This is a genomic window from Pseudonocardia yuanmonensis, assembly GCF_039542425.1.
Lineage (GTDB): Bacteria > Actinomycetota > Actinomycetes > Mycobacteriales > Pseudonocardiaceae > Pseudonocardia > Pseudonocardia yuanmonensis.
On the sequence record NZ_BAABIC010000006.1, the window covers coordinates 21,827 to 38,281 of the forward strand.

Annotated in this window: 15 protein-coding genes; 8 read left to right on the forward strand and 7 right to left on the reverse strand. The window is 74.6% G+C overall.

Annotated elements, in window-relative coordinates:
- Nucleotides 1-16 precede the first annotated feature (16 nt).
- From shc to ABD990_RS10300, 4 genes are all read left to right on the forward strand, one after another.
- Nucleotides 17-1,927, forward strand: coding sequence for a squalene--hopene cyclase (gene shc, locus ABD990_RS10285; RefSeq protein WP_345380058.1), 1,911 nt, complete (start codon nucleotides 17-19; stop codon nucleotides 1,925-1,927).
- A complete protein-coding gene (gene ispH, locus ABD990_RS10290; RefSeq protein ID WP_345380059.1) occupies nucleotides 1,924-3,462 on the forward strand; it encodes a 4-hydroxy-3-methylbut-2-enyl diphosphate reductase in 1,539 nt (512 codons plus the stop codon). Before shc ends, ispH begins: the two co-directional genes overlap by 4 nt.
- An 80-nt stretch (nucleotides 3,463-3,542) precedes the next feature.
- The gene (gene hpnH / locus ABD990_RS10295; protein WP_345380060.1) at nucleotides 3,543-4,547 is read left to right on the forward strand and encodes an adenosyl-hopene transferase HpnH; all 1,005 of its coding nucleotides are present in this window, start codon (nucleotides 3,543-3,545) and stop codon (nucleotides 4,545-4,547) included.
- Between the two features lie 201 nt (nucleotides 4,548-4,748).
- On the forward strand, nucleotides 4,749-5,408 hold the full coding sequence (locus ABD990_RS10300; protein WP_345380062.1) for a VC0807 family protein: 660 nt from the start codon (nucleotides 4,749-4,751) through the stop codon (nucleotides 5,406-5,408).
- A 59-nt stretch (nucleotides 5,409-5,467) separates the two neighbouring features.
- Here ABD990_RS10300 and ABD990_RS10305 read toward each other — a convergent pair whose 3' ends face one another.
- The gene (locus ABD990_RS10305; RefSeq protein WP_345380064.1) at nucleotides 5,468-6,598 is read right to left on the reverse strand and encodes an MGDG synthase family glycosyltransferase; all 1,131 of its coding nucleotides are present in this window, start codon (nucleotides 6,596-6,598) and stop codon (nucleotides 5,468-5,470) included.
- A 59-nt stretch (nucleotides 6,599-6,657) separates the two neighbouring features.
- Here ABD990_RS10305 and ABD990_RS10310 point away from each other — a divergent pair, with 59 nt between their 5' ends.
- From ABD990_RS10310 to ABD990_RS10320, 3 genes are all read left to right on the forward strand, one after another.
- Nucleotides 6,658-9,021, forward strand: a complete 2,364-nt coding sequence (locus tag ABD990_RS10310; protein ID WP_345380065.1) for a wax ester/triacylglycerol synthase domain-containing protein — start codon at nucleotides 6,658-6,660, stop codon at nucleotides 9,019-9,021.
- A gap of 79 nt (nucleotides 9,022-9,100) precedes the next feature.
- On the forward strand, nucleotides 9,101-10,012 hold the full coding sequence (locus ABD990_RS10315) for a DMT family transporter (RefSeq protein WP_345380067.1): 912 nt from the start codon (nucleotides 9,101-9,103) through the stop codon (nucleotides 10,010-10,012).
- 115 nt (nucleotides 10,013-10,127) lie between these two features.
- Nucleotides 10,128-10,853: an SDR family NAD(P)-dependent oxidoreductase gene (locus tag ABD990_RS10320; protein ID WP_345380068.1), complete on the forward strand. Its 726-nt coding sequence runs from the start codon at nucleotides 10,128-10,130 to the stop codon at nucleotides 10,851-10,853.
- A gap of 59 nt (nucleotides 10,854-10,912) precedes the next feature.
- Here ABD990_RS10320 and nusB read toward each other — a convergent pair whose 3' ends face one another.
- The 3 genes from nusB to ABD990_RS10335 form a co-directional block, all read right to left on the reverse strand.
- Nucleotides 10,913-11,332 carry a transcription antitermination factor NusB gene (gene nusB, locus ABD990_RS10325; protein ID WP_345380069.1) on the reverse strand — a complete coding sequence of 140 codons (420 nt, stop codon included), beginning with the start codon at nucleotides 11,330-11,332 and terminating at the stop codon, nucleotides 10,913-10,915.
- 1 nt (nucleotide 11,333) lies between these two features.
- On the reverse strand, nucleotides 11,334-11,897 hold the full coding sequence (gene efp / locus ABD990_RS10330) for an elongation factor P (RefSeq protein ID WP_345380070.1): 564 nt from the start codon (nucleotides 11,895-11,897) through the stop codon (nucleotides 11,334-11,336).
- 302 nt (nucleotides 11,898-12,199) lie between these two features.
- The gene (locus ABD990_RS10335) at nucleotides 12,200-13,336 is read right to left on the reverse strand and encodes a M24 family metallopeptidase (RefSeq protein WP_345380072.1); all 1,137 of its coding nucleotides are present in this window, start codon (nucleotides 13,334-13,336) and stop codon (nucleotides 12,200-12,202) included.
- A 24-nt stretch (nucleotides 13,337-13,360) separates the two neighbouring features.
- Here ABD990_RS10335 and ABD990_RS10340 point away from each other — a divergent pair, with 24 nt between their 5' ends.
- The gene (locus ABD990_RS10340; protein WP_345380073.1) at nucleotides 13,361-14,071 is read left to right on the forward strand and encodes an MBL fold metallo-hydrolase; all 711 of its coding nucleotides are present in this window, start codon (nucleotides 13,361-13,363) and stop codon (nucleotides 14,069-14,071) included.
- Nucleotides 14,072-14,098: 27 nt separating this feature from the next.
- Here ABD990_RS10340 and aroQ read toward each other — a convergent pair whose 3' ends face one another.
- From aroQ to ABD990_RS10355, 3 genes are all read right to left on the reverse strand, one after another.
- Complete coding sequence (gene aroQ, locus ABD990_RS10345) at nucleotides 14,099-14,548, reverse strand: type II 3-dehydroquinate dehydratase (RefSeq protein WP_345380477.1); 450 nt, start codon at nucleotides 14,546-14,548, stop codon at nucleotides 14,099-14,101.
- Nucleotides 14,549-14,571: 23 nt separating this feature from the next.
- The gene (aroB, locus tag ABD990_RS10350; RefSeq protein ID WP_345380074.1) at nucleotides 14,572-15,726 is read right to left on the reverse strand and encodes a 3-dehydroquinate synthase; all 1,155 of its coding nucleotides are present in this window, start codon (nucleotides 15,724-15,726) and stop codon (nucleotides 14,572-14,574) included.
- A gap of 69 nt (nucleotides 15,727-15,795) precedes the next feature.
- Complete coding sequence (locus ABD990_RS10355; protein WP_345380076.1) at nucleotides 15,796-16,419, reverse strand: shikimate kinase; 624 nt, start codon at nucleotides 16,417-16,419, stop codon at nucleotides 15,796-15,798.
- Nucleotides 16,420-16,455: the final 36 nt, after the last annotated feature.

Sequence of the window (16,455 nt, forward strand, 5' to 3'; positions counted from 1 at the left end):
TGAGCAGGGAGAACTGGTGACCCTCACCGCACCGGAGAACCGCACGACCGAGGCGGGTGACGCCCGGCGGACGCTCGACGCGGCCGTCGGGTTCCTCAGGTCGATCCAGCACGAGCGCGGCTGGTGGCAGGGCGACCTCGAGACCAACGTGACGATGGACGCCGAGGACCTGCTGATGCGGGAGTTCCTGGGCATCCGCACGGCGCGGGAGACCGAGGAGGCGGCGCGCTGGATCCGCTCCCAGCAGCGCTCGGACGGTACCTGGGCGACCTTCGCGGGCGGCCCCGGCGACCTCTCCACCACCGTGGAGGCCTGGGTCGCGCTGCGCCTGGCCGGCGACGACCCCGCCGCGGAGCACATGCGCGCGGCGGAGAAGTTCGTGCAGGCCGAGGGCGGGATCGAGCGCTCCCGGGTCTTCACCCGGATCTGGCTGGCCCTGTTCGGGCTGTGGTCGTGGGACGACCTGCCGAACATGCCCCCGGAGCTGATCTTCCTGCCGAAGTGGTTCCCGCTCAACGTCTACGACTGGGCCTGCTGGGCCCGCCAGACCGTCGTGCCGCTGACGATCGTCGCCACCCTGCGTCCCACCAGGCCGCTGCCCTTCGACGTGGACGAGCTGCGGTCCGGGGCCGCGCCGAAGCCCTTCGACCCGCCGTGGACCTGGGCGGGGGCCTTCCAGTGGCTCGACGTCGGCCTGCACGCCTACGCGCGGCGGCCCGTCGGGCCCCTGCGCCGGCTCGCGATGCGGCGCGGCGCGGAGTGGATCCTGGCCCGCCAGGAGGCCGACGGCGGCTGGGGCGGCATCCAGCCGCCGTGGGTGTACTCGCTGCTCGCGCTGCACCTGCTCGGCTACCCGCTCGACCACCCGGCGATGAGGGCCGGCCTCGAGGGCTTCGAGCGGTTCCTGGTCCGCACGGACACCCCGGACGGCCCGATCCGCATGCTCGAGGCCTGCCAGTCCCCCGTCTGGGACACCTGCCTGGCCGTCACCGCGCTGCTCGACGCCGGCGTCCCGGCCGACGACCCGGCGCTCGTCCGGGCCTCGACCTGGATGCTCGACGAGGAGATCCGGGGCGTCCGCGGGGACTGGGCGGTCCGGCGCCCCGACCTCCCGGTCGGCGGCTGGGCCTTCGAGTTCGACAACGACGGCTACCCCGACACGGACGACACCGCCGAGGTCGTGCTGGCCCTGCGGCGCGTGGCGCACCCCGACCCGCAGCGGCTGCGGGCGGCCGTGGACCGCGGCGTCGCATGGAGCGTCGGGATGCAGTCCTCGGACGGCGGCTGGGGCGCGTTCGACGCCGACAACACCCGCGAGCTCATCACCAAGCTCCCCTTCTGCGACTTCGGCGCGGTGATCGACCCGCCGTCGGCGGACGTCACCGCACACATGGTCGAGATGCTCGCCCACGAGGGCCTGGCGGACGGACGGGCCTGCCGGCGCGGCGTCCGCTGGCTCCTCGACCACCAGGAGTCCGACGGCTCGTGGTTCGGCCGGTGGGGCGCCAACCACGTCTACGGCACCGGCGGGGTCGTCCCGGCGCTGGTCGCGGCCGGGATCCCGGCCGCCGACCCGGCGATCCGGCGGGCGGTCGCCTGGCTGGAGCGCCACCAGAACGCCGACGGCGGCTGGGGCGAGGATCTCCGCTCCTACGTCGACCCGAGCTGGATCGGCCGCGGCGAGTCCACGGCCTCGCAGACGGCGTGGGGGCTGCTCGCGCTGGTCGCGGCCGGCGAGGCGCGCTCCGCGACCGCCCGGCGGGCCGTCGCGTTCCTCGCCGACACCCAGCTGCCCGACGGCAGCTGGGAGGAGGAGATGTACACGGGCACCGGCTTCCCCGGCGCCTTCTACATCCGCTACCGCCTCTACCGGATTGTCTTCCCCGTCTCCGCCCTCGGGCGCTGGTGCCAGGAGGTGGGCGTGTGAGTACCCCGCGAGTCGTCCCGGCCCTGGGTCCGCCGGTCGTCTGCGCCCCGCTGGGCGTGGAGCGCGCGGCCCTGCGCGGCGTGCTCGGCGGCGCGACCGTCGTGCGGACCGGGATGGGCCCGGCCCGCGCGCAGGCGTCGGCCGCCTGGATCGCCTCGGGCGGCCCGCGTCCGGTCCTGGTCACGGGCGTGGCCGGGGCGCTCGACGCGGCGGTCCGGACCGGCGACCTCGTCGTGGCCGACGAGATCCGCTTCACCGACTTCCGGGCGCCGGTGCCCGTCCCGACCGGCGCCCCGCTCGCCGCGGCGATGCGCCGGCTCGGCCTGCGCGTGCACCTCGGGCCGATCGTGTCCTCGCCGACGGTGGTCGAGGGGGCGCGACGGGCGGGACTCGGCCGGGAGGGCGCGCTGGCCGTCGACATGGAGTCCGGGTGGCTCGCCGAGGCCTCGGCGGACGGTCCGTTCGCCGTGGTCCGCGCTATCGTCGACACCCCGGAGGCACCTTTGGCGCGGCCGGGCACCCCGATCCGCGGCTTCGCCGCCCTGCGGTCGCTGCGCCGCGCCGCGCCCGCGCTGCGTGAGTGGATCGCCGCGGTGTGGAGCGGGCCCGCCACCCGCGAGGTGGTGCTCGCCGAGCCGCGCAGCTTCTGCGCCGGGGTGGAGCGGGCGATCGACATCGTCGACCGGGCGCTCGACCGCTACGGCGCCCCCGTCTACGTCCGCCGGCAGATCGTGCACAACGCCCACGTCGTGCGGCGGCTGACCGAGCGCGGCGCGGTCTTCGTCCAGGAGGTCGAGGAGGTGCCGCGCGGCGCGACCTGCGTGCTCGCCGCGCACGGCGTCTCCCCCGCGGTCCGCGCGCAGGCGGAGGCCCGCGACCTCGCCGTCATCGACGCGACCTGCCCGCTCGTGGCCAAGGTGCACGCCGAGGTCAAGCGGCACACCGGCCGCGGCGAGACGGTCTTCCTCATCGGCCACTCCGACCACGAGGAGGTCGAGGGCACCGTCGGCGAGGCGCCCGCCGACATCGTCGTGGTCGAGGACGAGGCCATGGCCCACACGGTGACCGCGCCCGACCCGGGCCGCGTCGCCTACGCGATGCAGACCACCCTCGCGGTGGACGAGGCCGAGCGGATCGCCGCGGTGCTCCGTGGCCGGTTCCCGGCGATCTCCGCGCCCCGCCGGGACGACATCTGCTACGCCACCACGAACCGCCAGCGCGCGATCCGCGCGGTGGCCGCCGGGACCGACCTCGTGCTCGTCGTCGGCTCGGAGAACTCGTCGAACTCCCGCCGGCTGGCCGAGGTGGCCGCCCGCGCGGGCACCCCGGCCCACCTCGTCGACGACGTCGGCGGGATCGACCTGACCTGGCTCCGCGGGGCCCGGCGGATCGGGGTCAGCGCGGGGGCGTCGGCGCCCCCGGAGCTCGTCGACGAGGTCGTGTCCTGTCTGTCCGGCCTCGGCCCGGTCGCGGTCTCGACGACCACGACCGGGACCGAGGACGTCGTCTTCACCCTTCCCAAGGAGGTGAGCTGACCACGTGAGCGAGCTTGCGAGCGAACCATCTGCGCCGGCACACCCCTCCCATCGCGCTCACCTCGAAGGACAGTGATCTCATGGCCATGCCACTGCGCCAGTCGATCCGTCTCGGTTCGTACCTGCTGAAGCAGAAGATCAAGGGGGCCGAGAAGTTCCCGATCCTGGTCGAGCTCGAACCGCTGTTCGCCTGCAACCTCAAGTGCAACGGGTGCGGCAAGATCCAGCAGCCCGCGCACCTGCTCAAGCAGCGGATGCCGGTCGAGCAGGCCGTGAACGCGGTCCTGGAGAGCGGCGCCCCGATGGTCTCCATCGCCGGCGGCGAGCCCCTGATGCACAAGGAGATCGACGTCATCGTCCGGCGGCTGCTGGACCTCGGCAAGATCGTCTTCCTGTGTACGAACGCCGTGCTGCTGCCCAAGCACCTGCACCGGTTCACCCCGCACAAGAACTTCGCCTGGATGGTGCACATCGACGGGCTGCGCGAGCGGCACGACGAGTCGGTGGCCAAGGAGGGCGTGTTCGACCAGGCCGTGGCCGCGATCAGGATGGCGCAGGAGGCCGGGTTCCGGGTCAACACCAACACCACGTTCTTCGACACCGACACCCCGCAGGACGTCATCGACGTGCTCGACTACCTCAACGACGAGCTCAAGGTCGACAACATGCAGATCTCGCCGGGGTACGCCTACGAGAAGGCCCCGGACCAGGAGCACTTCCTGGGCGTCCAGCAGACGCGCGAGCTGTTCAAGAAGGCCTTCGACAACGGACGCCGGCGGAGGTGGCGGCTCAACCACTCGTCGGTCTTCCTGGACTTCCTCGAGGGGCGCCGGGACCTCGACTGCACGGCGTGGGCCATCCCCTCGTACTCGCTGCTCGGCTGGCAGAAGCCCTGCTACCTGCTCGACGACGGGTACGTGAAGACCTACGAGGAGCTGATCGAGGACACCGACTGGGAGGCCTACGGGCGCGGCAGGGACGAGCGCTGCGCCAACTGCATGGCGCACTGCGGCTACGAACCCTCGGCGGTGTTCGCCACCCTCGGGTCGCTGCGGGACACCATCCGCACCGCCGCGGGCGCCTGAGCGGGGCCGCGGAGCAGGTCGGCAGGCAGGTCGGCAGGCAGGTCGGCAGGGTGTCGCGGCGCGGGCTGACGGGTAGGTCACAACGGGCAACCGGCCCGTTATCTCCCCGTGACCCCGCCCGCTACACTCCGGCACACGCGTTTCGCAGCAAGCGCCGCCTGGTACCCCGAGCCGACAAGGACCTGCATGCCGGAGCACCGGATGACGACTCTGATCCACCTCCCCCCGATCGGAGCCCTGCTTCGGCACGCCGGCCGTCCGCTCCTCGAGTCGACGCTCATCCCCCTCGCGCTGTTCTGGATCCTGTTCACGCACTCGGGATTCGACGCGGGGATCATCGGCGCGCTCACCTGGTCGGCGCTGGCCATCGGCCGGCGGGTCGTCACCCGGCGGAAGATCCCCGCGATCCTCTGGCTGAGCACCGTCCTGCTCGTGGCCCGCACCGTGGTCGGGCTGTGGACCGGGTCCGCCTTCCTCTACTTCCTGCAGCCCACCGTGCAGAACTTCGTGTTCGCGGGGCTGCTGCTGGTCACCATCGGGCTGGAGCGGCCGCTGCTGGCCAAGCTGGCGGACGACTTCTGCGCCTTCCCCGACGCGCTCACCCAGCACCCGCGCATGAAGAGCTTCTTCAAGAAGGTCTCGCTGCTGTGGGCGGCGGTCTTCCTGGTCAACGGGGCGACCACGCTCGCCGTGCTGGCCACGCAGACCGTCGGCGACTTCCTCATGGTCTCGACCGCCGGCTCGTACTCGCTGGTGGCGGTGGGCATCGGGCTCTCGCTGTGGTGGTTCCACCGCTCGCTGGCCGGCGAGGGCATCCGGCTGCGGATCGGTGTGCCGCAGCCGAAGCTGCGCGTGGGCTGACCTTCCGGCGCCCGCCGGGCTCGGCGGCGGGCTCGGGGGCCGGCTCGGGGGCGGCGGGCTCAGAGGCGGCGGGCGAGGTCCTCGAGCTCGGCGTCGAGGGTGCGGCGCGAGAACTCCCGCGCCCGCCGGCTCAGCTCCTCCCGGCCCGCGGGATCGGCGCGCAGCCGGCGCACCGCGGCGGTGACGTCCGCGGGCCGCGGGCAGACCAGCGCCAGCCCGGCCTCCTCGGTCATCCGGGCCCCGGCGCGGCCGTGCCCCGGCACGGGGTTCGCGAACAGCACGGGCGTGCCGACGGTCAACGACTCGCTGGCGATCATGCCGCCCGCGGTGGTGAGCACCAGGTCCGCCGCCGTGATCAGCTCGGGCACCCGGTCCGTCCAGCCCAGGGGCGTCAGCCCCGGGCGCGAGCGGGCGGCCAGCCGGGCCCGCAACCGCGCGTTGCGCCCGCACAGCACCACGGCCTCGACGGGCGGCCCCTCCCCCGCCCCGCCCGCCAGCACGGCGTCGACCACGCCCGCCATGCCCCCGAAGGCCAGCGAGCCGCCGGTCACCAGGACCACGAACGCGTCTGCCGGCAGGCCGAGCGCGGCCCGGGTGGCGGCCCGGTCCCCGGGGTGGAAGCGCTTGTCGACGGCGGCCGGCGCCACCCGCACCTCGGCCTGCGGGACCAGGCCCGCGGCCTGCTCCCGGCTGGCGGGCAGGAGGGTCCAGGTCTCGTCGACGTCCGCCCACACCCAGAACGGGTGCACCGCGACGTCCGTGACCACCGCGACGCTGCGGGCGGGCAGCTCTCCCCGCCGGCGCAGCCAGGAGAGCCCGCCGCTGATCATCGGGTAGGTGGAGACCACGAGGTCCGGGCGCTCCTCGCGCAGCAGCGGGGCCAGCGACCGGCCGAGCCGGGCCGCCGCGACCCGCTTGCACAGCGCGGCGAACCGCGGATGGCGGACCAGCAGGTCGTAGCCCAGGCCGTACAGCCCGGGCGCCCAGCGCATGGTCACGGCGTAGGAGCGACGGAGCACCGCGTCCCGCAGGCCGTCGCGCCGCCCGCCGCTCGCGCTCTCCACCTCGTGGACCTCGGCGGCCGGCCACAGCTCACGCATCCGCGCCGCCAGGGCGCGGGCCGCCGCCACGTGGCCCTCCCCCACCGGGGCCGACAGCAGCAGGACCCGGCGCGGCCCTCCACCGTCCATACAGGACACGATACCCACGTTCCCGCTCCCCGAACCACTCCCCGGCGGCAAGGACCCCCATGACGACTCCGCAACGGTTGCTGCTGGTCACCGGCAGCATGGGCGCGGGCCACCACGCGGCGGCCCGGGCGGTCGAGGAACGCGCCCGGCGGCTCTGGCCGGGCATCGAGGTGACCTGGACCGAGACGCTCGACGGCATGGGCCGCGGCACCGGGCCGGTGTTCCGCGCCGTCTACGCCGGGTGCATCCGGTACCTGCCCCGGCTGTACGAGCTGTACTTCCGGCTGCTGTGGCACGTGCCCTTCTTCCGGGCCGGCACCCGCGCCGTCGTCGGACGGTGGAGCGGCCGCGGCCTCCAGCCGGTCCTCCGCGCGCACCGCCCGGACCTGGTCGTGGCGACCTTCCCGGAGGGCATCACGGGCCTGGCGTGGCTGCGTCGCCGCGGGCGGCTGTCGGTGCCGGCGGTCGCCCTGGTGAACGATCCCGCCCCGCATCCCCTGTGGGCCTCCCCCGTCCTGGACCTGCACCTCGTGAGCACCGAGGAGGGTGCGGCGCTGCTGCGCCGGGCCGCGCCCGGCGCGCCGGTCCGGGTCGCCGCCCTGCCGGTGGTCTCGGCGTTCGCCCCGCCCGAGGAGGCACCTCGCGAGCGGCCCCGCGTCCTCGTCTCCTGCGGCTCGCTCGCCTTCGGCGACGTCGCCGCGGCCTGCGCGGGCGCGCTCGACGCCGGCGCCGACGTCCTCGTCACCGCGGGCCGGCTGCCCGCGCTGCGCCGCCGGCTGCAGCGGCTGGCCGGCACGCACCCGGCCGGGGCACGGCTCACCGTCGTCGACTGGATCGACGACCCGGCGGCGGCCACCCGGGAGACCGACCTGGTGATCACCAACGGCGGCGGCGCGACCGCGCTCGAGGCCCTGGCCTGCGCCCGCCCGCTGCTGCTGGCCGACCCGATCCCCGGGCACGGGCGGGCCAACGCCGAGGTGCTGGCCGCCGCCGGTCTCGCCCGGATCTGCCGCGGCCGGGCCGGCGTGGCGGAGGCCGTCGCCGAGCTGCGCGATCCCTGGGCCCGGGCCGTCGCGGTCAAGGACCTGCGGCGCCGGCTCGAGGCGCACGACCTCGACCGGGACGTCGCGTCCCTCGCCGGCCTCGGCACACCGCCCGTCGAGGAGCGGCTGCGCCCGCAGGACGCCCTGTTCGTGCACGCCGCCACCCGCGAGGTGCCGCAACAGGTCGGGGCGAGGATCACGGTGGAGGGCGCGCCCACCGAGGGCTGGGTGGAGCACCTCGACGCCCTGGTCCGCGAGCGTGCGCCCGGCCTCGACCTGCTGAACCGGCGGCTGGCCCCGCCCCGACCGGGCCGGCCGCTGCGCTGGGTGCACGATCCCGCGCCCGATCCGGCGGCACACGTCCGACGGCAGGTCTGGCGGATCGGGCCGGGCGGCGACCACCCGAGCTGGGACGCCGCCGTCACGGCCTTCTTCGCCGACGCGCTCGACCCGGAACGGGGGTGGGAGCTGCAGGCCGCCTGCGCGGACACCGGTCAGGCCGCCGTGCTGGCCCGGGTCCACCACTCCCTCGGCGACGGGCTGGCGGTCACGGACGGGCTGATCCGGCTGCTCACCGACGAGCACGCCGGCACCCCGGCCGCGCGGCTCACCGACGCCCCGGCCGGCCGCGGGGACCGGCTCCGGCACGCCCTGACCGTCGTCCGGGGGATCGCGAGCCTCGCCACCGCCGGGCCCGCGGGGCGCTCGCCGCTGGTCGGACGCTCGGCACCGGGTCCGCAGCGGCTCTCGGTCGACCTCGACGGGGCCGCGGTGCGCCGCGCGGCCCGCGCCCACGGCGTCGGCACCACGGTGCTGGTCCTGGCCGCCCTCGCGCAGACGCTGCACGAGGAGCTCGACGTGCCGCCGCGGATCCGGACAATGGTGCCGATGACGACCCGGACGCGCGCCGGCGTCGGCAGCCGGGCCGGCGGGAACCGGACGGCCGCGGTGTCGGTGGACCTGCCGACCGGTCCGATGGGCCCGGCCGAGCGCATCGCGCGGCTGGACCGGGCGCTGGCCGCGGGCTCGTCCGCGGGCCAGCCGGAGGGCGCTGCCGCCGTGCTGGCCGCGCTGGGCATGCTGCCCGGACGGGTGCAGGCGCCGCTGGTCCGGCTGGTCTACGGCCGGCGCTTCTTCCACCTGCTCGCGTCGGTCATGCCGGGCGCCCGCCGCCCGCTGCACGTGCGCGGCGGGCTGATCGTCACCGTGCAGCCGGTGCTGCCGCTCGCCGACGGCGTCGGGCTGGCCGTCGGGGCGTTGCACTGGGGCCGGTTCACCTGCATCGGGATCACCGCCGACCCCGCGGTGGTTCCCGTGATCGAGGGAATACCTGCTGGCCTGAGGCGGTCGTTGGGGAGTATGCAGCTACCCGAACAGTGAGCGGAGCGTGCCGAGCGAAGATCGGCACCGATCGCACGGTTGGGGACGTGCGCACCGGGGGGTGGGTATGGACGGCGACATGCTGATCGCGGTCCCTGCTGCCGTGCTCGGGGCCGCCGGGTTCGGGCTCGCCACCGCGGCCCAGCAGCGCGCGACGCACGAGGTGGAGACGGCACCGACGCTGAGCCCGCGGCTGATCACCACGCTGCTCCGCCGGCCCATGTGGCTGCTGGGGCTGGTGGCGACGGTCGTGGCGCTGGTGCTGCAGCTCATCGCGCTGGCCTTCGGGGCGATCGCGGTCGTCCAGCCGCTGCTGGTCACCGGTGTGGTGTTCGCGGCGGCGTTCTCCTCGCTGATGTCGCGCCGCCGGCCCGACCCGCTGATCCTGCTCGGCGCGCTGCTCTGCGCCGCCGGGATCTCGGCGTTCCTGCTGCTCGCCCGCCCGGTACCGGCGGAGCAGGAGCACGTCGACGTCTGGGGCGGGCTGCCGCTCGCGATCGGGCTGGCCGCCGCGGTCGTCGGCTCCATCGTGTACTCGTCCCTGGTGCAGCACCCCACGCGCGTGCTGGCGCTCGCCCTCGCGACCGGGATCATGTACGGCGTCACGGCCGGGCTGATGAAGGTGGTCACGGGGCAGCTGCGGATCGGGCTGCTCGAGCCCTTCCAGCACGCCACGCTGTACGCGGTGTGCGTGATCGGCCCGATCGGCTTCCTGTTGAGCCAGAACACCTTCCAGCAGGGGCGGATGGTGTCGCCGGCCGTCGCCGTGATCACGAGCGTGGACCCGGTGGTCGCGGTGCTCATCGGCGTGTGGTGGCTGGGCGAGCGGCTCGACAGCACACCGGCGCTCCTCGTGGGGCAGTGCGTGGCCGCCGCGGTGGTGATCGCCGGGATCGCCTTCATCAGCCTGCGCGGCAGCCATCTGCTCCACGAGCTCGACGCGGAGCACGCCGCCGCGGGCCGGGCCCGCCCGGACGTCGCGCCGGGATGAGCCGCATCATGGAACCGTATCGCCGATCTCGGCGCCTTCTTCTCGCGTCATGGCTCCATGACGCGAGTTTCCGGTCGGTCCACGCGCGTCGTGGAGCCATGGTGTGGGGGGCGCGGTGAGGGTGGCGGACCGGGTGGCGCTCGTGACGGGAGCGTCGTCGGGGATCGGTGCCGCGGTGGCGCTGCGGCTCGCGGGCGACGGCGCGCGGCTCGTGCTCACGGGGCGGGACCCGGAGCGGCTGCAGCAGGTCGCCGAGCGGACCGGGGCCAAGGCGATCGTCGCCGATCTCTCGGCGGGGGCCGAGGGCCTGCTCGACGCGCTGCCCGCCCGGCCCGCGCTCGTCGTCCACTGCGCGGGCGTCGGGGCCGCCGGACCGCTCGAGCTTCTTCCCCCCGCCCGGGTCGACGAGCTGATCGACCTGAACCTGCGGGCGCCGGTCCAGCTGACCCGCGCCCTGCTGCCCGGTCTGCGCGCCGAGCGCGGGCACCTGGTGTTCGTGGCCTCGATCGCGGCCCTCGGGGTGGCCGGCGAGGCGGTGTACTCGGCCACGAAGGCCGGCCTGCGGGGCTTCGCCGACGCAGTCCGGATCGAGGCACCCGAGATCGGCGTGACGACGGTGCTGCCCGGCGCGGTCGACACGCCCTACTTCGGGCATCGGGGCCGGGAGTACGACCGGCGGTTCCCCCGGCCGATCCGTGCCGACCGGGTGGCCGAGGAGATCGTCCGCGGGATCCGGCGCGGGTCCGTCGAGGTCGTCGTGCCGCGGTGGCTCGCCCTGGGCGCGAAAGTGCACGGGGCCGCCCCCGCCCTCTTCGCCCGGGCCTCCCGCCGCTTCGGCTGAGACCGAGCGAACGCCACTCTCGCTCATACCTAGTGAGCGAGAGTGCCGTTCGCCCCTGGTCAGAGAGTGGCGCGGAGGTGCTCGGCGATGTCCGCGATGCGGCCGAGCACGCCGTTGAGGAAGCGTGGCGAGTCGTCCGTCGACAGGGTGCGGGCGAGCTCGACGGCCTCGGTGATCGCCACCGGGTCGTCGATCTCGTCGACCCACAGGAGCTCGTAGACGCCGATCCGCAGCAGCGTGCGGTCGACGGCCGGCATCCGGGCGACGGTCCAGCCCTCGGCGTGCTCCGCGAGGAGCTGGTCGATCCGCTCCCGGTTGTCCACGACGCCGCGCACCAGCAGCGCGGCGTAGTCCGAGACGGGCGGCGCGTCGTCCGTCTCGCGGCGCTGGGTCAGCACCTCGAGCGGGTCCGCGCTGCGCGCCTCGGACTCGAAGAGGATGTCGAGGGCGCGCTTGCGGGCCTTGGTCCTGGCCCGCACGTCAGCTGCTGACGCGGCCGAGGTACCGGCCGTCGCGGGTGTCGACCTTCACCTTGGTGCCGGTCTCGAGGAACAGCGGGACCTGGATCTCCGCACCGGTCTCCAGCGTGGCCGGCTTGGTGCCACCGGTGGAGCGGTCGCCCTGCAGGCCGGGGTCGGTGTGCGCGATGACCAGCTCGACCGAGGTGGGCAGCTCGACGAACAGCGGGGCGTCCTCGTGGAAGCTGATCTGCGCGACCTGGTTCTCCAGCAGGTAGTTCGCCGCGTCGCCGACCACGTTCTCCGGGATCGGGAGCTGGTCGTAGGTGTCGCCGTCCATGAAGACGAAGTCCGCGCCGTCGCGGTAGAGGTAGGTCATGTCGCGGCGGTCGACCGTCGCGGTCTCGACCTTCGTGCCGGCGTTGAAGGTCTTGTCGACGACCTTCCCGGTCATGACGTTCTTGAGGGTGGTGCGGACGAACGCGCCGCCCTTGCCCGGCTTGACGTGCTGGAACGCCTGGACCGACCACAGCTGGCCCTCCAGGTTGAGCACCAAGCCGTTCTTCAGGTCGTTCGTGGTGGCCACGTTCGGGTCTCTCCTGGTTCGTCGGTACTGCGGTCGTCGGTACTGCGGTCGTCGGGTGGTGCGGGTCGTGCTCGAGGGGCGCGCGTGCCGACCGTGACGACGGATGACGAACCGGTACGACCGCACGCGGCGGATGTCGCTCTCGACGGCGGTGCCCGGACTTCGTCGCGAGGTCGGGCCCCGCCGAACCGCCGTCGAGGATACCGCCGCGCCCCCGCGCGCGAGCGCGCCCCCGGGGTGACCTCCCGTGATCGACGACCACGACACGATCTCGAGACGATCTCGGCCGATCCCGGACCGCCTCAGCCGATCTCCACGAGGTCCTTGGTGAACCCGGTGAGGGTCTCGGCCGGCCCGGAGCCCGGCACGACCAGTGTGTCCTCGATACGGACGCCGCCGCGGCCCGCCAGGTAGACGCCGGGCTCGACCGTGATCACCATCCCGGCCTCCAGGACGTCCTTCGACGCGGCCGACAGCGCAGGCGCCTCGTGGATCTGCAGCCCGACGCCGTGGCCCAGCCCGTGCAGGAACTCCGGTCCCCGCCCCGCAGCGGTGATCGGCTCCCGGGAGGCGGCGTCGACCTCCGCCGCGGGCGCCCCTGCCTCGACCGCGGCACACCCCGCGGCCTGCGCGCCGTGGACCAGGGCGTACAGCTCGCGCTGCCAGTCCGCCGCTCGGCCGAGCACCAGCGTGCGGGTCATGTCCGAGTGATAGCCCGCGACCAGGGCGCCGAAGTCGAGCTTGAGCAGGTCGCCCGGGCGGAGCGCGGCGTCGGTCGGGGTGTGGTGCGGGATCGCCGAGTTCGGGCCGACGGCGACGATCGAGTCGAACGACGGCCCGTCCGCGCCGAGCGCGCGCATCCGGAACTCCAGGTCCAGGGCGATCTCTCGCTCGGTCCGGCCGGCCCGCACGCCCCCGGCGTCGACCAGGTCCGTCAGGGCCGTGTCCGCGATGGCGCAGGCCCATCGGAGCGCCTCGACCTCGACGTCGTCCTTGATCACCCGCAGCTGGGCGACCAGCCCGGGCGCCCGAACGAGGGTCACGCCCTCGGCCGCCGCGAGGGCGGCGTGCGCGTCGACGGTCACGGCGTCCGACTCGAAGCCCAGCCGCCGGATCCCCAGCGCCGGCGCCCGCGCGGCCAGGGCCAGCGCCGTCGACCGCTCGATCACCGGCGGCAGGTCCGGCACCTCGGCCGCGGCCTGGGTCGTGTAGCGGCCGTCCGTGCCGAACCGGCTGGCCCCGTCGCCGTCGTGGTCCGTGGCGGCGAGCAGCAGCGCCCCGTTCGAACCGGTGAACCCGGTCAGGTAGCGGACGTTGACCAGGTCGGTGACCAGCAGCCCGTCGAGCCCTGCGTCGCGCACCCGCGCGCGGAGTGCCTCACGGCGCGCGGCCTGCGGCCGGGCGAGGGAACGGGCGCTGGTCGAGGGGCCACCGGTCATGCGGTTCAGCCTAGGCTTGGGCGCATGAGTGGGTCGGGGCTGTACTTCAGGCAGCTGCTGTCCGGACAGGACTTCGCGGTCGGTGACCGGGTCGCCACGCAGATGGTCAACTTCGCCTACCTGATCGGTGACGAGGAGACCCGGGAAGCCGTCGTCGTCGACCCGGCGTACGCCCCCGACGACCTGCTCGACGTGCTCGAGGCGGACGGCATGCGGCTGACCGGCGTGCTGGCCACGCACCACCACCCCGACCACGTCGGCGGCACGATGATGGGCTTCGACCTCGCGGGACTCACCGGGCTGCTCGCCCGCACCCCGGTCCCGGTGCACGTGCAGAAGGCCGAGGCCGACTGGGTCGCCAAGGTCACCGGGCTCTCCGCCGCGGACCTCACGCTCCACGAGAACGACGACGTCGTGCAGGTCGGCGACATCCCCATCCGGCTGCTGCACACGCCCGGCCACACGCCCGGCAGCCAGTGCTTCCTGGTCGACGGGCGGCTCGTCGCCGGTGACACCCTGTTCCTGCAGGGCTGCGGGCGCACGGACTTCCCGGGCGGCGACGTCGAGGCGATGTACCACAGCATCCAGCGGCTCGGGTCGCTCGCGGGCAACCCGGTGGTCTACCCGGGGCACCGCTACTCCGAGCAGCCGCACTCCCCGCTGCTCGACGTCCGGCGCTCCAACGTCGTGTTCCGGCCGCGGTCGGCGGAGGAGTTCGTGCTGGCGTTCGGCTGAGGTCCGGCCGCTCGGGCGGGTCCGGCGCTACCGGCTCGCGAGGTAGCGCAGGGCGAGCACGTAGCCCTGCACGCCCAGGCCCACGATGGTGCCGGTGGCGACCGGGCTGACGTAGCTGTGGTGCCGGAACTCCTCGCGCTGGTGCACGTTGCTGATGTGCACCTCGACCAGCCCGCCGGTGAGCATGGCGCAGGCGTCCCGCACGGCCACGCTGGTGTGCGTCCAGGCAGCCGGGTTGAGCACGACCGGGGTGCCGGTGTCGGCGGCGTCGTGCAGCCAGCCGATCAGCTCGCCCTCGGTGTTGGTCTGCCGGACCTCGACCTCCAGGCCCAGCTCGGTGCCGGTCTTCTCGCACAGCGCGACGAGGTCGGCGTAGGTCGTGTGGCCGTAGATGCCCGGCTCGCGCAGGCCGAGCCGGTTCAGGTTCGGGCCGTTGAGGACCAGGACCCGGGTGGTGCCGGGAGCGTCGGCGGCTATGGCGGGGTCGGCGGCGGTGTCGCTCACGCGCTCACCGTCGCATACGCCGTCTCCAGCAGCTCCGGGGCCGGGCCCTCGAGGCGGCCCGGCTTCGCGAGCCCGTCGAGCACCACGAACCGGAGCATCCCGGCGCGGGACTTCTTGTCCCCCTTCATGGTCTCCACCAGCTCCGGCAGCACACCCGGCGTGTACCGGGTGGGCAGCCCGATCGACTCGAGGATCCGGCGGTGCCGCTCGGCGGTGGCGTCGTCGAGGCGCCCGGCGGCCCGGGCGAGCTCGGCGGCGAACACGAGCCCGACGCTCACCGCCGCGCCGTGCCGCCAGGTGTAGTCCTCGCGGCGCTCGATGGCGTGGCCGAGGGTGTGGCCGTAGTTGAGGATCTCGCGCAGGTGGGACTCGCGCAGGTCCGCGCCGACCACGTCCGCCTTCACCTGGATCGACCGGCGCACGAGCTCCGGCAGGACCTCGCCGGCCGGGTCGAGCGCCGCCTTCGGGTCCCGCTCCACGAGTTCGAGGATCACCGGGTCCGCGATGAACCCGGCCTTGATCACCTCGGCCATGCCCGCGACCAGCTCCGGCTCGGGCAGGGTCTCCAGCGTGGCCAGGTCCACGAGCACCGCGGAGGGCTCGTAGAACGCGCCGACCAGGTTCTTCCCGGCGGCGGTGTTGATGCCGGTCTTGCCGCCGACGGCCGCGTCGACCATCGCGAGCAGGGTGGTCGGTACGTGCACGACCTTGACCCCGCGCATCCAGGTCGCGGCGACGAAGCCGGCGAGATCGGTGGCCGCTCCCCCGCCGAACCCGATCACGGCGTCCTGCCGGGTCAGGCCGATCTGCCCGCACACCTCCCAGCAGAAGCCGGCGACGGCGAGCGACTTGCCCTCCTCCGCGTCGGGCACCTCCACCCGGTGCGCGTCGACACCGGACTCCTCGAGCTCCTGCCGCACCGCCTCGGCCGCCTCGGCGAGCGCGGGCTGGTGCACCAGCAGCGCGGTCCGCGACCCCAGCTCCCGCACGACACCCGGCAGCCCTGCCCGCACCCCGCGTCCGACGATCACCTCGTAGGGCCGCTCCGCCGCCACGCGGATCGTGGTGGGCGCGCCGGTCGGCGCCGCACCGCTCGGGGCGGCGGGCGTGGCCGCGGTCGGGCTCGGGTCGGAGGAGCCGGGCTGGGTCATGGGTCGACCCTAACGGCCCCGGTCGGACGAGCCGCCGGGCCCGTCGCCCCGGAGATCGTGGCCGGGCGGTCAGGAACCGGGGCGACCGAAGACGGGGTCGGGGAGCGGGGCGTCGTCGGCCGGGGTGATCTCGTCGTCCGGGTCGCCGGGACGGGGTTCCGGGGCCGCGTCGGCGTCGAGGCCCAGGGCCGCGAGCACCGCGGCGGCGACCTGGTTCGCGCTGCGCTTGACCGTGTCGATCTGCACCGTGGCGACCGCCTCGTAGAGCGGCGCGCGCGCCTCGAGCAGCGCGCGGAAGGTGGCCCGCGGGTTCACCCCGGCCAGCAACGGCCGCGCCGTGGACATGCCGGTGCGGCGGATGCCGTCGGCCAGCCCGACCTTGAGGTAGACCACGCGGTGCCCTGCCAGCCGCGCCCGCGTCGACTCGGCCAGCACCGAGCCACCGCCGAGCGCGAGCACGCCGCAGTCCGTGGCCAGCAGCTCGGCGACGACCTCGCGCTCCACCGCACGGAAGGCCTCCTCGCCCTGCGAGGTGAACATCTCCGCGATGGTGGTGCCGACCCGCGCCTCGATCTCGCTGTCGACGTCCGTGAACGGGACGGCCAGCCGGCGTCCGAGGACCCGCCCGACCGTGCTCTTGCCCGCCCCGGGAGGCCCCACCAGCACCAGCACCGGCCGCGTCGCGTCGCTCACGGCGCGATGGTATCGACCGTTCGCCCGGCATCCACC